Source organism: Williamsia sp. Y721 (assembly GCF_059683565.1).
The window spans coordinates 533,224-548,394 of the sequence record NZ_JCASNH010000004.1 but is presented as its reverse complement, the minus strand read 5'-3'; the positions used below and the strand labels follow the sequence as shown (position 1 = coordinate 548,394).

Sequence of the window (15,171 nt, the reverse complement as noted above, 5' to 3'; positions counted from 1 at the left end):
GAAACTAGAACACGTTCACCCGGGTTTGATCGTCATTCGGCAACAAGGGTCGATCGCGATCGGCCTCTCGGTTCCGACCGCCGGTACAGGAGGAGCCCGAGGGCAACTGCCACCACCAATGCTCCCGTCGAGAACACCAACAGGGAGTCGTATCCGAGCGCGTTTGCCAAGACCGATGGAATCAACGCGCCGACGATCGCGCCGGCCGCGACACCGGCGTTGAACAATCCCATTGCCGATCCCTCGCTCTCGATCGTCAGATTCGCGGCGAGGAGGGTCGCGCCGATGTACTGGAGCGGGTAAGCGCTGGCGATGACCGCCAGGCCCACGCCGCCAACGATCGCCCCGAACGAGGGCTTGGTCAGGGCCGCGACCGACATGACGACGAATACGGTGAGGGTGACCGCGATTCCGATGGCCAAGACCATCCCCGGCCCCCACCAATCGGCGAACTTTCCGGACACCGGATAGAGAACCGCCCCGATCGCCGAGCCGGCCATGAACACCGCTGACGTCGTGGACGGTTCGATCCCGAAGGCATCGCGCAGCACCAACGGGACGACGTTGTAGAAGGTCATCAGACCGATCATGGCGAAGAGCCAGCACCCGAGGAAGATCCCGAATCGGCTTCTGAGAACCGCTGCGACTTCGGCTGCTTTTCCTTTCTTCCGGGCACCATCGGTTGCAGCGGCAGCGGCATCGGGCGGGTGCGGCGCGATATGCGGCAGGCGCAGCGCACCGAGCGCGGTACCGGCCAACACGACTGCACCGGTCACGATCCAGCCGATGTCGATGCGATGGGTGAACCAGGTGGCGACCCCGAGTCCGAGTACTTGACCCGCGCCGAAAGCCAAACGCATCCAACCGATTCGATCGTCCCACTCCGATTTCGGACGACCTTCGACGATGAACACGCTTGCCATGGTCTGCGCAGCGCCGGCGGCAGCCCCGGCGACCAGCATGCACACGGACCACACCGCGACGTTGTCGACGAGACCGAAGGTGATGGCGCTGATCGCCATCAGCGGGAAGCTGGCGAGGAAGACCACGCGCTCGGTGTTCGTCCGGTCGGCGAGGGATCCGGAGATCGGGGCGGTCAGCATTCCCAGATAGAACGCCGCGACAACGAGTCCGACCGCAAAAGGCCCGTGGGGGTCGGCACTGAGCGGAAGCAGAATGGGCACGATGCCGCTCACGACGACGCCGACCAGCGCATAACCGAGAAACCACGGTTGGAGCATCTGGACGGCGCGCACGGTCATGGGGCCCAGCCACCTGCTGTGCCGACCGCGTCCTCGGCAGACACCGCCTCCCGGCGGGAGGATGTGGTTGTCATTCGCCGGCCCTCGTCGCGCGCTGTTCGGCAACGAACGCTCGGATCGCCTCCGGTCCGACGTCGGCACCGATCAGGTCTTTGGTGACGCGTCCGAGGGACACCGCCGTCAGTACCCGCTCGGCCAAGTCGTAGTTGTCGTCGACGAAAAGATACGGCTTGGCGATCATCAGCGCGGCGACACCGTGTGCGGCGGTCCAGAATTCGAGCACCACCGGTGTCGGGTCCCCTTTGTCGATGATCCCTTCGTCCATCAACCGCTCGATGGTCTCGGCAAAGTGCACAAATGCCGAGTCCCCCAGCACGGTGTCCGTATCGGTTCCCTCAGGACACTGCTTCATCGTCGCGACCCGGTAGAGCTCGGCGTTCTCCACCGCAAAGCGCACATACGCCAGCCCCTGCGCGTGCGCCGCCTGCCAGCTGTCCTCGTATCGGGCACCGGCCAGGCGCATGACCTCGTCGAGCCTGGTGAAGTAGTGCGCCACGACCTCGCTGATCAACGCGTCTTTGTCTGCGAAGTGGATGTAGATCGACGGCGGTGAAACCCCCACCCGGTTGGACACCGCCCTGATGGATACCGCCGATTCGTCACCGGTCTCCAACAGCAAATCAGTTGCCGCTGCGAGGATCTCCGCTCGCAACTGTTCCCCCGAGCCGCGCGGAGACCTCTGCCTCCGAAGTCGCTCGGTTGTCATGTCCACCTTCCTCACTCAGACCGAAGCGGTCATGGAACTTACGTAGGGGTGCCGGCGCCCACCAGTTTGCCCGACCCGCGACCTTCATGAAGGCAGGAACCAAGAACATCCGGATCAACGTGGCATCCATCAGCACCGCCAAGGCCAGCCCCACGCCGAACATCCGCATGAACGACACCTGTGAGAACGCGATGCCGGCGAAGACCACAGCCATCAGCAATGCAGCGGCCGTCACCACCCGGCCGGTACGGGCGATACCGAGGGCAACCGCACGATCGCTGTCGGCCCGGGTTTTGCCCGACTTGAGCCATTCCTCCCGTATCCGCGACAGCAGGAAGACCTCGTAGTCCATCGACAACCCGAAGGCGATGCAGAACATCAGCACCGGCATGTTGGCGATCAGGGTTCCGGTAGTGGTGCTTCCCAGCCCGCCCAGATTGCCCTCCTGGAAGATCCAGACCATGGCTCCGAAGGTGGCGGTCAGCGAGAACACGTTGAGCACCAATGCCTTCAGCGGGAGAAGCAATGATCCGGTCAGCATGAACAGCAGCACAAACGTGGTGACGCCGATGACGGCGAACACCGCTGGTAGGTGATCGATAATGCTGTCGACGTTGTCACGATTCGACTGGGCCAGACCACTGAACAGCGGGTCTATCCCCTCGGGCGTCGGCACCGCTCGCAGGGCGTCGAGCTGATCGGATCCCTGGGTCGAGAACGGATCGACGGTCGAGGACACGGTGACAAACGCATCGTCGCCTGCCGCCATATCCGCGCTTCCGGGACCCGCACGTTGGCCGTCGACAAACGTGCCGACCGGGGTGAGCACCGCGGTGACATCAGAAACCCGGGAGAGCTCTTGACCATAGCCGGCCACTTCGTCATCACCCATCTGCACCGCGTCCGGGATGACGATGTTCACCGCCGCAGAAGCATTCTGCGAGTACTCGTTTCGGAGTTCATCGCCCAGTATCCGGGACGATGCCGAGGACGGCAGCACCCGATCGTCGGGGTACCCGAACTTGATACCGAGGAACGGTGCACCCAGGACCAGCAGCAAGGCGACCACCGCCAACCCCACCGGAATCGCATGGCGCAGCACGAACCGCGTGCTGCGATACCACATCGATTCCTCGGGTTCGAGAACCCTGGGTTCGGGCCTGCGGAGCATTCGACGGATGGGTTTACGCACGTCGAGAGAGTCGATTCGGTCGCCAAGCAACGCAATCAGCGCCGGTGCCACGATGAGTGCCGCCGCGGCCGCAAGAGCGACAACCGCCAGCCCCGCATAGGCGAACGATCTCAGGAAATACATCGGGAAGATGCCCATCGCAGCCAGCGACAAGGCAACTGTCACCGCAGAGAACAGCACGGTACGCCCGGCAGTCTTCACCGTGATCGCCAACGCCTCATCGCGGTCGCGGCCGGCATGTACTTCTTCGCGATACCGATTGATGATCAGCAGTGTGTAGTCGATGGCCAACGCCAGCCCCAGCGCCGTGGTGAGGTTGAGGGCAAAGACCGACACATCGGCGAACAACGTGAACCCGCGGAGTACCGCGGTCGTTCCGATGATCGCGAAAATGCCGATGGCCAAAGGCAATACCGCCGCAACCAGTCCGCCGAACACCCAGATGAGCAGGACGAAGCTGATGGGGATCGCCACGGCTTCAGCAATGAACAGGTCGCGGCTGGTCTGTTCGTTGACCTGCGAGTACACGAGCGCCTGTCCACCGACGAGTACGTCGATACCCGAGAACTGATCGGCGAACGCGGTGCCGGTGAATCGGTCGTCGATTTTCTGACCATTGGCCGCAGCATCGCGATCGCCACCTGACACCGTGCTGACGATGAGTCCCGACGTCCGGTCGGCCGAAATCAGTGCCGTGGCCGACTCCGGGTTCGTCCAGGCCGAAATGATCGGGCGCTGAACGAATTCCATCTCCTCCAGGTCGGCGATGATCGCATCGGCTGCTGCCCTCGCGTCGTCACTGTCCGCGATGTTCGTGGTGTCAGCGTCATGCAGCCGCACCACCACCTGCAGTCCGCCGCGACCGAACTCTTCGTCCAGTATCGAAATCGCATTGGCGGATTCTGAACTCGGATCCTGAAATCCACCGGCCGCGAGTTCCCCGGCAACGGACGATCCGAGGACCCCGCAGACGATCAAGATGAGCAGCGCGCCACCCAGGACACGTTTTGGTGCGGCAATAACGCCGCGAGCGAGTGACGACAACACCGGGACATCCTTCCGAGGATTCTCAAGTGATCGTCGTTAAGTTAACAGCCCTATTTTAGGGAGGTCAATGGTTTCTAGCCTTGCAAACCATGTGGGCGGATTCCCGGACGGGCTGCAGACCCATCACGACGACCCGGTCCGCGATCACAGCGGCCGACTCAAGCCGCCGACTCGACCAACCGAATCTCGTCGGCGCTCATGCCCAGACCTCGCATGACAGTGCGCATCTCGCGATTCACCACCCGCTCTTCGTCGCCAAGGAATCCGATCACCCGAAAGACTTCGCGTAGGCGGACGGCAGGACGGACGAGTTCGACAAGATGATGTAGCGGCGTTCGACGCAGGCCCATCTTGCCTGCCACGGGTTGTTCCACCCACCGAGTCGAGATGGATGAGAACGACATCGACAACATGGGCCGCAGCATCACAGTCATCATCGCGGTGACCATTCCAGGGACAAACGGGAGATCGAGGCGATATCCCTCGCGCAACAACGCCCGGGTCAAGGTCTTCGACCATTCGTCGGGTTCGAGATCAAACTCGGCACCGACCGCAAACATATCTTGGGCTGCAGCAAAATTCGTGGGCAACAGCGCCTCGTCCACGCCGATGACGTGCCCGATCCACCGCCACAGGTGCGTTATCGCCTCGTGTTCGGCGGCCGAGTACTGGATACCGAAGTCACCTGCGATCGTCATCGGCAACGCGAGAAAGCCCGCACCGATCGTCAACGCGGTATACGTCTGATTGATCGGCACACCCCAACTGATCTCATCCCACTCCCCCGACGATGCGATCCGGTCTCGCACCATCGCGTGAATCAGACGGATGCGCAACGTCTTCGACCAGCCTTCGTTGCCAGGGACCATCTGCCCGGGCGCCGTCGCCAGTGCGACCCATCGGCCGGTGCTGAGCACCCGGTCGTAGGTGTTCTCGGCCAGCTGCCCGGTGGCGACCAGTGGCCGGACAAAGCCGGGAGCCTGATAGCCGTAGATCAGGGACTGGTAGAGGGTGCTCGACTGGAGGGTTCCAAATTTCCACCACGCGCGCGCACCGGCGTGCGCGAGTGCCGGGTCGAACCACGGCGGGAGCTCGGAAGCCGCGTCGAGCAGTGCACGCAAGTGGGGTGGGGCATCGTTCCGCCGGGCGACGGAATCGTCAAGGATCGCCTGGATGTCCGCCCAGCCGTAGTCGGTCAGCTCGTGCATCTCATCGATGACCGCCTGCGCGAGTGGGTCTCCTTCGCGCAGGCCGTTGTCGAGTTGGTCGACCAGGTCGGGGTGGCGAGACCGGACAGAATCCCAGTTGGCCGCACCGGTGATCTCTGATGCCCTCATAAAGAACATCGTGATCTTTGTACGTGCGGGTCGTCAAGAACTCGCTTGGTCACGTTTCGGGGCATGTACGTCGGGCAGCGAGACCGCTGCGCCACCGACGCCGGAGAAACCCTCCCAGATCAGGTCGGTCACGTGATCGACGAGTTCGGTGCGATCCATCGTGCGCGTTTCACTCCACCACTGCACCGCCGTCCAGATGGCGCCGATGACAGCGCGTGCCCACGGGGCGGCCGCTCGGCGGTTCCCGTCGATCTGAGTGAAACCGATGTCGAGGACATGCTCCAGGAATCCGGTGACCTGCGAATCACCGACGCCGGCCTGCATCCTCGGGGCAAGTACGGCAGACAGCTCCGGGTTGTCCTCCATCCAACGCGCGAGCACGTCGACCGTCGCCCGGGTCTGCACTCGCGGATCCTTGACCTCGTTGAGAACCGCAGCCATGTCGGCGGTGAGCCGAGCCGCATGACGGCGAGTGAGCGCGGTCAACAGGTCATCACGATCGGTGAACGCCGCATACACCGCCGATCGGGTCAATCCCGCACGCTTTGCCACACCCGCCAGCCCGAACTCCGAGCGATGCCCCGCGATCTCCAACTCGGCGGCGTCGAGCAGTTCTTCACGACGCGAGTCGAGGTCGACACCGGGTCCCGGTGGTCGCCCGCGGCTGCGTCGCGCGGATGATTCAGACATGGGTGGCATATTGCCACCAGGGTACAAAGTCCCTATGTCTCGGCATCGACCTCTCAACAGATGTTGCAGCACTATCCGGGACTGGCCTGCACCGGGAACCCTTGTCACACGAGTCCCGACCGTCCATGAGATTCTGATCAGGCTTCACAGCACGCCCCTATAGCCCAACTGGCAGAGGCAACGGACTTAAAATCCGTCAAGTGTGGGTTCGAATCCCACTGGGGGCACCTATCCAGGTAATTTCGTCCTGCACGACGCACCGCAACCCCCGGCCGAAATTGGAGTTTTCTGTTGAGCATTCGAGATTTCGTCCTAACCTCTTACCTGACCCACAACACTGTCAACGGCCAGTCGGGGGAACGAGCATGAAGACTTCATCGAGTTCACGGGCCACCAAGATCGGAATGGTCGCAACCGCCCTTGCGGCGGCCCTGACCATCGGAATCTGTGGCCCCGGTACGGCAGCGGCGGCAACCACCGAGGACCTTGCCGAGGTCATCGAGTCCGGTCTCAAGCAACCCGCGAGCGACGTCATCCTCAACGGCACCAGCACGTCGACGACACCGGTTGGCAACGGTCCGGAAAGTAGCTCTTTCTTGCCGGCGTTCGCATACGGACTGTTCAATCCGGACGTGGCACCTCCCGGCGCGAATGACTGGGGTTGCATACCGCAGGACGGTCAAGAACCCGTCGTTCTCGTCCACGGCACCTGGGAAAACGCCTATGACAATTGGGCTTTCATGTCGCCGGCCCTGAAGGCGGCCGGCCTGTGTGTGTACGCGTTGAACTACGGCAAGTTGCCGATTCAGGACGGCGGCGGACTCGGGAACGTCGTTCCCGGCGCCAACGGCAATGGCGATATCGCGCAGTCGGCCGGTCAACTCGCCACATTCGTCGATCGCGTTCTCGCCTCGACCGGCGCGACAAAGGTCAACATCGTCGGCCATTCACAAGGCGGCCTGATGGCGCGGCAGTACCTCAAGTTCAACGGTGGCGCGGACAAAGTCGACAGCCTCGTCACACTCGGTGCCACCAACCACGGGACCAGCCTGCTGGGTATCGGCACATTGGGCCGGACCATCAACAACCTCGGGATCGACATCCTCGGCCCGGTTGCGCTTGTGGTCGGGGTAGCCGGGATCCAGCAGGTCTATGACTCGGAGTTCCTCAAAACCCTCAATGCCGACGGCGACACCGTCCCCGGCGTCAAGTACACGGTGATCGGCACGAGGTATGACGAGGTCACCACGCCGTATGACTCGACATTCCTCACCTCTGGCCCGGGAGCGACCGTCAACAACGTCACCCTGCAAGACGGTTGCGAGGTCGACACATCCGATCATCTCTCGATGAGCTATTCGCCGCGTGCAGCGTCGATCACTGCGCGGGCCGTCGGCGGAACAAACGATGACGGACGCCCGGTAGCGATCGTGTGCGAACCGAACGCCTGGCTCTTCGGCTAGACGGCTCGAGCGACGACCAGCTCTCACGCATAGGTGAGTGTGGTCGTCCCGAACAGGTAATGGCAGGTCTGCACGGTATTCGAGGCGGTTCCGCTGACCGTCACCAGCACCTTTCCGGCACCGACGTGAAGGACGCCACCAGTCCAGGCCGGGTGGCCCGGATAGCCGTAGATGGGCGCCTGAGCATCCCAGTTCGCCATCTTGAACGTTCCGCTCTGCCACGTCGCAAGATTCAGCCACGCCACGGTCAGCGTGTTCTGGGCGTATATCGGCTTCGCACCGATCGGCTCGATGAGCACCACCACCAGGCTGTCATCGGTGCTCGTCGGACCCGCCAGAGCATGGCCCTGAGGGCAGCCCGGGCTGGGAAACGGCAGCACCGTGAACCGCGACGGCGGAGCTGTGATCGCGCCGGCCGGACCTGCCGCCACAAAAGGTGTCAGCAGCGCCAAGAACGCTGCAGCAAAGAATCCAGAGAACCAGGCGCGTCGTGACATGTGAGACTCCTGAGGCAGGTACCACTGGGCCGCGATGTGGGTCGAACCCTACGCCGCGCGCCACCGACGCGCAGCACGAGCTCAATACAGAACCCAAATCCTTTGGTACACAGATGATCCCGCGTCCACCCCAGCCCTTCAACTCGACGCAGGCGGTCAAGCGCCGGCAGCCGACCGGGCAGCCCGCGCCTGCCATCGAAGTCGCCCGATCGCCCGCCGATGTCGCCGTGCCGGAGTAGAGAGGTAGACAGGATCGCGTGTCCCCCGACAGCGAAAGGACTTGATCATGAACGAGGCCGAACTGATCCGCGACGCATTCAGCCGGATTTCCGAGGAGGTTCACGCAACGCTCTCCGACCTTCCCGAGGCCGCGCTCACCTACCGGCTCGACCCCGACGCCAACACGATCGCATGGCTGATCTGGCACCTGACCCGCGTCCAGGACGACCATGTCGCGGGAGTCGCGAACTCCGAGCAGATCTGGACAGCGCAGGACTGGTACGGCCGGTTCGCGCTGCCCTTCGATGTCGGGGCCATCGGTTATGGACAGTCGAGCGACGACGTCGAGCAGGTTCAGCCCACCATCGGCCTCCTGCTCGGGTATCACGACGCCGTCCAGGAAAGAACCGCCGCATTCGTCGAAAACCTGAGGTCAGAAGACCTCGACACCGTGGTCGACCGGAACTGGGATCCGCCCGTCACCCTTGGCGTCCGCCTGGTCAGCGTCATTGCCGACGATCTCCAGCACGTCGGCCAAGCCGCATTCATCGCCGGCGTCTTCGCCCGCACAGCGTCCTGATCCAATCCGAACGTTGGGAGTCTGAGAACTCGCCAAGAATGGTTGTGCACAACTGAATTGTGCACTAGGTTCAGACATGTGACCGCACTTCGTTTGGACAGCCAACTCTGCTTCGCCCTGTATTCGGCATCGCGGGCGACCACCGCCGCGTATCGCCCGATGCTCGACGAGATCGGGCTGACATACCCGCAATACCTGGTTCTGCTGGTGTTGTGGGAGGAGAAGTCGATCACGGTCCGCCGACTTGGGCAACGGCTACAACTGGATTCGGGCACCCTCTCACCGCTGCTGAAGAGGCTGGAGGCAACCGGTTACGTCCGGCGTGACCGCTCCCCGACCGACGAGCGGTCGGTCGAGGTCACGCTCACCGACGCCGGTCGTGCACTCGAATCGAAAGCCCAGTGTGTGCCCGAACAGCTCTTTGCTGCAACGGGTTTGGACTTGGACCAGGTCACAGAGCTGCGCGAAACTATCCAGCGGCTCACCGTCGCACTACGCGATTCCGGCAATCCGGCCGGTTCGTGAACAGCCACTTTTCGAAAGGCAACACCATGAAAGCTCTCTACACCGCAGAAGCACTCGCCACCGGTGACGGCCGAAACGGTCACGCCCGCACCACCGACGGCAAGGTCGATGTCGATCTTTCGATTCCAAAAGAGATGGGCGGCAACGGCATCGGAACCAACCCGGAGCAGCTCTTCGCGGCCGGGTACGCAGCCTGCTTCCATTCGGCACTACGCTTGGTCGCCGGGCAGGAAAAGGCTGACGTCACAGACTCCACCGTGGGCGCTCGTGTCTCGATCGGAAGTCTCGACAACGGCGGCTTCGGCCTGGCCGTCGAGTTGGAAGTGGCGCTCCCGAACCTCGATCACAACACCGCAACCGCACTGGCCGACAAAGCGCACCAGGTCTGCCCCTACTCCAACGCCACCCGCGGGAACATCGACGTCAAGCTCGTGGTGACCGACGACTGAGCGGACTCACTCAACCGAACAGACGACGGCAGTCGGCGGGTCAAATGGCCCGCCAGCTGCCGTTTTTCCGTCACTACTCCGCCGTTTCGCAGCGCCAACCGTGCCGCGGCACCGCCCATGTGGTTGATAATGCCGGGATGAGATCGCGGAACAAGATCCTGGACGCCACACTCGGCCTGATCGCCACCGAGGGTTTCGACGGGGTCAACATCGCCGCTGTGGCCACCGCCGCCGGCGTTTCCCGCCAAACCGTCTACTCGATCTTCGGCACTCGAGAAGACCTCGTCTCTCAGGCCATCTCGGGGCTGACCATAGAGATTCTCGGCGACATCCGCAGCCACCTGGAGGCCGTGGAGACACCGGTGGGCTACATCGTCGAACTCATCGTCGCCGGTCGGGCAACGGTCAGAAGCCACCCGGCACTCGCGGCCCTGCTCCATGCGGAAGTCGGCAACCCGATCTTCGACACCGACATGATCTCCCGCGCAAAACCGATTGCCCAGGAATTGCTCGCGCCGCTCACGGAACGATATGCCGAGGTCAAAGACCATATCGACGATATCGTCGCGATGGGTCTGCGGTTGGGTCTGTCGACAGTGCTCTTCGAAGATGAAGATGTCGCCGAGGACGAGGATCTACGAAACTTCCTGACCCGCTGGCTGGCTCCAGCGATGCAGTCCTGGATCGAATCGCCCAACATCTCTTGACACTTTTGGGTGGCACTGTCTAACTTTACCGGGCGACCAACCCGCGTCCGCGGCGTTTCTTCGGTCGACGATGAACAGCAAACCGGGGGGCAATGTTGTCTGAAATAAAGCGCCGTGCATTTTTGGCCGGAGCAGCAGCAGTCGGAGTGGCCGCGGCGAGTTCAACAGTGGCACACGCAAAGTCGACACCGATCGCGCGTACACCTGCCGCACGGACACCAGTCACTCGCGAGGACCACCGGGTCATCGTGATCGGCTCCGGCTTCGGTGGTGGTGTGGCCGCGCTGCGTTTGACCGAAGCCGGCGTGCCGGTGACCATCCTCGAGCGTGGCCGCCGGTGGGCAACCGGGCCGAACTCCAATACATTTCCCCTCGCCACAGCCCCGGACAAGCGGATTCTCTGGCACAAGGGCGCCCCGCAGCTGTTTGGCAGGCCTGCCGTCTTCGAGCCGTACACCGGACTGATCGAAGCGATCATCGGCCAGAACATGACCGCCCTGTGCGCGGCCGGGGTCGGCGGCGGATCCCTTGTCTACCAAGGGATGACGTTGCAACCGGACGAGTCCGTCTTCAATGCCAACTTCCCGGAAGCACTCGACTGGAAGACCATGAACCGGGTGCACTACCCGCGAGTGGCGCAGATGCTCAAGCTCCAGGTCGCACCCGACGAACTGATCGCAACCCCCAATTACCAAGCCCCCAGAATGTTTGCCGAGAGCGCCAAACGCGTGGGTCTACCGGTGTCGAAGATCCCGATGCCCATCGACTGGAACTACGCACTCGACGAGCTGCGAGGCAAGATGAAGCCCTCGTATACGAACGGCGACGGCGCCCTCGGCGTCAACAACGGCGGCAAACACTCGGTCGACGTCACCTACATCGCCGCCGCCGAGGCGACCGGCCTCGCCACCGTCCACACCCTGCACGAGGTCACCGATGTCGAACGGACGGACGACGGCCGCTGGCGGGTCCACGTCGAGCGCACCGACACCAGCGGCACCGTCCTGGAGAACAAAATTCTCACCACCAACGCGCTGGTGATGGCGGCGGGCAGCATGAACACCACGAACCTGCTGATGCGGGCGGCCGGCAAGGGTGCCATCGGAGACATGCCCGACGGACTCGGCGGCAACTGGGGCACCAACGCCGACCGCATCTACCTGTGGACCAACCCGGCGACCGGGTTCGGCACGCCACAGGGCGGTCCCGTGGTCTACGGCAGTCGCAATTGGAACGACCCGAAGTCTGCGTTCACGATCATCCAGGCGTCCATCCCGAGCCTGGGTGTCGACGCCCGCAGCACGATGATGGTCGGATTCGGGGTCAGCGCCGACCGCGGCCGTTTCGCCTACGACTCGGCGACCGACAACGCGACGCTGCACTGGCCCATCGACGGCGACTCCGACATCCAGAAGGGCCACATCGGTCCCGCTGTCCAGAAGATCGCCGGATCCTCGACCCTGACCACCGACACGAATCTGACGTTCCCGTCCACCTGGCATCCACTCGGTGGCGCGAGCATGGGTTCGGTCTGCGACCTCCAGGGACGCGTCCAGGGACAGAAGGGTCTCTATGTCCTCGACGGCGCGCTGATGCCGGGCAACTCCGCAGCGTGCAACCCGTCGATGACCATCGCCGCAGTCGCCGAACGCGCGATGGACCACCTCGTCCGCGAGGACGTCGGAACCATCATCTGAGGGGTCCGCCAGCCCCGGCGGACCGGCAACGCTCAACCAGTAGCCCAAATCCGTTGCTGTGTAACAGAAATGCCGTTTACGCATCAGCGACGCCGGCCGCCACGGGCAGATACCCGGGGCGGCCACCACAGGGGCGCAATCGACCCGGAAGGGCCCGATTCGGCGTCGGCGGACCAACTCGCGTTGCCCCGTTCCAGCAGATCTGCACATTCGTGCCAGTCTCGACGCACGGCGCGCCGCGACATAACCGCAGGTCAAAGGCTCACAGAAAAACCGACACACCCAACTTGCTCCCAGCACTATCGGTTTCGGGGAATCCGTGCAACACTATGTACCAGGGACGTGTTAATGCGTTCTGCAGGAAAAAAGAGAGAAGTACTTTAATATGGCACAGGGAACTGTGAAATGGTTCAACGGCGAAAAAGGCTTCGGCTTCATCGCCCCCGACGGCGGTTCAGATGACGTCTTCGTTCATTACTCCGAGATCCAGGGCGGCGGCTTCCGCACCCTCGAGGAGAACCAGCGAGTCGAGTTCGAAATCGGCCAGGGCGCCAAAGGCCCCCAGGCTACCGGAGTGACCGCGATCTAAGATCGTCAGACTTCAAAAAAGTGGGTTGACCAGCGAGAAATCGCGGGTCGCCCACTTTTTTGCGTCCAGTCCTTTCGGTAGTGACACTACCGATCAACGGTGGTCAACCGTCTTTGCTGACCACACCTGTTCACCACCCCGACCACATGTCGTGGTCAGACCAGTCAGTGCGTGAGGACCATCTCGTGTGTCTGCACGAGATCCTGCGAACCGCCTGGGCCCGTCTTCGCGTGCTCGATGAGCACCGACGCGGTCTCGCCCTTCAGCCTCAGCACCATCACCCCGTTGTCGAACCACGGTCCGGCGTCGACCTGCCAGGTGATCGCATGATCACCGAGGCCCGCCCGGCGTGCGAGGAAGTGCATGAACTTGACCACGGGCCGCCGGATCGCAAGCCGATTCACCACCCGAATCGGCAGGTCGAGCGGGTTGCGGAACGGCGACATCGTCAGCTGGTACAGCATCGTGTTGTTCGGCGGGGTGTCGGTCAGTTCCGCCTGTGCGACGTACGAACAGTGCACGTCGCCGGACAGCCACAGAATGCTCGCAGGCGGTTGCGGGCGGCTCACCAGCTCCCCGACGAGGGTCACCATCTGCTCGAAGGAATTGCCGAACGCCGCCCAATGCTCGAGGTCGAGTGCCAGGCGCAACTTCTCCCCTACCTTGGCCCACCGGCGACCCCAGGCACCTTGTGCGACAGCTTCATTCCACTGCTCGAGCTGGTGAAGCGCAGGCAGCATCAGATACGGCAGCGACGTACCGAACACGATATGCCGGGCGTCGGTGGTCAATGCCTGCTCACAGAGCCATTTCCATTCGAGCTCGTCGAGCATTGCTCGCCCGTCCGGTGTGAGGTCCCGTGAGCACCTCGAGTCGATCATGATGATCCGGGTGTTGCCCAGATCCCGGACGTAACTCCAGCGGGCCGACGCCGGATCACTGTCGGCGCGAAGTGCAAAGTCCGACAGGAGCTTTTCTCGTTCCTCTGCACTGCCTGCCGACCGAACCGCGAGGTAGAGTTCGTCCTTCGCCAGTTCATTCGGCGAGAGGTTACCCAGATGCTGGTAGACCCAGTACGAGGAGAACGCCCCCACCACCCGTCGGTGCCACCAAGGTTTCTGCTCCATCTCCGCCCGCCAGTCCGACGACGAGTTCCAGTCGTCGCGCAGGTCGTGGTCATCAAGGATCATGCAGCTCGGAATGGTGGCCATCAACCCGGTCACCTGCGGCGCTCCCCAGGATTCGCGGTAGAGCCACGTGTACTCCTCGAAGTCGCAGATCTCTTCGAAGACCTCGTCACCCAGTTCTGGATCGTTCTGTGCTTCGCGGCGCTCACGGAGCAGTGCCTTGATCTCGGGCGAAGGATCATCGGCATACACCTGGTCTCCGAGCAACAGCAGCAATTGCGGCCACAGCTCGGCGTCCTGGTCTTTCACCTGTGCCGCCAACCCGGCGAGTCCGTCGGCACCGATCGCCTTGAGCCGATCGTCGTCGTAGGTATCGCCTCGACGACAGGAACCGAACGCGACAGTCAGTGCGTCGTCGTGTGCCGCCGTCCGCAGCTGTCCTTCGGCACAGATCACCGGAGTCGCTTCCGAACCCGGATTGCCCGACGGCGTCAGCGTCACCGTGTAGTCGATGACGCTGCCGGAGGGAAGTCCGACCAACTGCACGATCGCAAAGTGATGCCCGTGCACGGACCATGTGTTCTCGGCGCCGATCTGGCCGGTTGACGTCCGGACCTCGGCGTTGCACTCGTCCTCGGTTTCCACCCAGACCGTGGCTCTCGTGGTGTCGACGTAGCGGAGAATCGGACCGAGAACGAGCGTCGGCGTTGTTGTGCTCATCCCTCATACGGTTTCATCGATCCACCGGTTCCGCACCATTTCCTGGTCACAGTCGGCTTTGCGCCAATCGGCAGCCTGTTCGGGCCCTGCCTTCACGGCGCGTCGATGGCGGCCCGGGGGACCACGCAGGAACACTCCCCCTGACCGATGCGACTCGCGGCCGGCAGATTGATACCCACCAACGCTCGGCCCCGACAATCGCCCCGCAGAGGACCGGTTGAGTGCTCACTGCCGCCAACCCGAGGACGATGCGCAGTGTGGATCCGAAAAGCTTTTTGCAACAACGGGATTGACCGAGCATGAC

Annotated in this window: 15 protein-coding genes and 1 tRNA gene; 9 read left to right on the top strand and 7 right to left on the bottom strand. The window is 63.0% G+C overall.

Annotated elements, in window-relative coordinates; genetic code table 11:
- Nucleotides 1–32: 32 nt before the first annotated feature.
- The 5 genes from AC56PL_RS22085 to AC56PL_RS22065 form a co-directional block, all read right to left on the bottom strand.
- Nucleotides 33–1,262, bottom strand: a complete 1,230-nt coding sequence (locus AC56PL_RS22085; RefSeq protein ID WP_497155154.1) for an MFS transporter — start codon at nt 1,260–1,262, stop codon at nt 33–35.
- Between the two features lie 70 nt (nt 1,263–1,332).
- On the bottom strand, nt 1,333–2,028 hold the full coding sequence (locus tag AC56PL_RS22080) for a TetR/AcrR family transcriptional regulator (RefSeq protein ID WP_497155153.1): 696 nt from the start codon (nt 2,026–2,028) through the stop codon (nt 1,333–1,335).
- On the bottom strand, nt 1,943–4,267 hold the full coding sequence (locus AC56PL_RS22075; protein ID WP_497155152.1) for an MMPL family transporter: 2,325 nt from the start codon (nt 4,265–4,267) through the stop codon (nt 1,943–1,945). Before AC56PL_RS22075 ends, AC56PL_RS22080 begins: the two co-directional genes overlap by 86 nt.
- Before the next feature lie 158 nt (nt 4,268–4,425).
- A complete protein-coding gene (locus AC56PL_RS22070; protein ID WP_497155151.1) occupies nt 4,426–5,604 on the bottom strand; it encodes an oxygenase MpaB family protein in 1,179 nt (392 codons plus the stop codon).
- A 33-nt stretch (nt 5,605–5,637) separates the two neighbouring features.
- Complete coding sequence (locus AC56PL_RS22065) at nt 5,638–6,294, bottom strand: TetR/AcrR family transcriptional regulator (protein WP_495517971.1); 657 nt, start codon at nt 6,292–6,294, stop codon at nt 5,638–5,640.
- A 153-nt stretch (nt 6,295–6,447) separates the two neighbouring features.
- On the opposite strand from AC56PL_RS22065, the gene AC56PL_RS22060 reads away from it, so the two are divergent.
- Together AC56PL_RS22060 and AC56PL_RS22055 are read left to right on the top strand one after the other, a co-directional pair.
- A tRNA-Leu gene (locus AC56PL_RS22060) sits at nt 6,448–6,521 on the top strand.
- Nucleotides 6,522–6,659: 138 nt separating this feature from the next.
- Nucleotides 6,660–7,757, top strand: a complete 1,098-nt coding sequence (locus AC56PL_RS22055; protein ID WP_497155150.1) for an esterase/lipase family protein — start codon at nt 6,660–6,662, stop codon at nt 7,755–7,757.
- 23 nt (nt 7,758–7,780) lie between these two features.
- Here AC56PL_RS22055 and AC56PL_RS22050 read toward each other — a convergent pair whose 3' ends face one another.
- On the bottom strand, nt 7,781–8,254 hold the full coding sequence (locus AC56PL_RS22050; RefSeq protein WP_495517973.1) for a hypothetical protein: 474 nt from the start codon (nt 8,252–8,254) through the stop codon (nt 7,781–7,783).
- A 113-nt stretch (nt 8,255–8,367) separates the two neighbouring features.
- Here AC56PL_RS22050 and AC56PL_RS22045 point away from each other — a divergent pair, with 113 nt between their 5' ends.
- The 7 genes from AC56PL_RS22045 to AC56PL_RS22015 all read left to right on the top strand — a co-directional run bounded on the left by AC56PL_RS22045 (nt 8,368) and on the right by AC56PL_RS22015 (nt 13,020).
- Nucleotides 8,368–8,493 carry a hypothetical protein gene (locus AC56PL_RS22045; protein WP_495517974.1) on the top strand — a complete coding sequence of 42 codons (126 nt, stop codon included), beginning with the start codon at nt 8,368–8,370 and terminating at the stop codon, nt 8,491–8,493.
- A gap of 47 nt (nt 8,494–8,540) precedes the next feature.
- Complete coding sequence (locus tag AC56PL_RS22040) at nt 8,541–9,053, top strand: mycothiol transferase (protein WP_495517975.1); 513 nt, start codon at nt 8,541–8,543, stop codon at nt 9,051–9,053.
- 78 nt (nt 9,054–9,131) lie between these two features.
- Nucleotides 9,132–9,578 carry a transcriptional regulator, SarA/Rot family gene (locus tag AC56PL_RS22035; RefSeq protein ID WP_495517976.1) on the top strand — a complete coding sequence of 149 codons (447 nt, stop codon included), beginning with the start codon at nt 9,132–9,134 and terminating at the stop codon, nt 9,576–9,578.
- Between the two features lie 26 nt (nt 9,579–9,604).
- Complete coding sequence (locus AC56PL_RS22030; protein ID WP_495517977.1) at nt 9,605–10,027, top strand: Ohr family peroxiredoxin; 423 nt, start codon at nt 9,605–9,607, stop codon at nt 10,025–10,027.
- 137 nt (nt 10,028–10,164) lie between these two features.
- Nucleotides 10,165–10,734, top strand: a complete 570-nt coding sequence (locus AC56PL_RS22025; protein WP_495517978.1) for a TetR family transcriptional regulator — start codon at nt 10,165–10,167, stop codon at nt 10,732–10,734.
- Nucleotides 10,735–10,829: 95 nt separating this feature from the next.
- A complete protein-coding gene (locus AC56PL_RS22020) occupies nt 10,830–12,431 on the top strand; it encodes a GMC oxidoreductase (RefSeq protein WP_495518407.1) in 1,602 nt (533 codons plus the stop codon).
- A 385-nt stretch (nt 12,432–12,816) separates the two neighbouring features.
- Nucleotides 12,817–13,020 carry a cold-shock protein gene (locus tag AC56PL_RS22015; protein ID WP_020108824.1) on the top strand — a complete coding sequence of 68 codons (204 nt, stop codon included), beginning with the start codon at nt 12,817–12,819 and terminating at the stop codon, nt 13,018–13,020.
- A gap of 164 nt (nt 13,021–13,184) precedes the next feature.
- On the opposite strand, the gene AC56PL_RS22010 is transcribed toward AC56PL_RS22015, so the two are convergent.
- Nucleotides 13,185–14,867, bottom strand: a complete 1,683-nt coding sequence (locus AC56PL_RS22010; protein WP_495517979.1) for a DUF7800 domain-containing protein — start codon at nt 14,865–14,867, stop codon at nt 13,185–13,187.
- Nucleotides 14,868–15,171 lie beyond the last annotated feature (304 nt).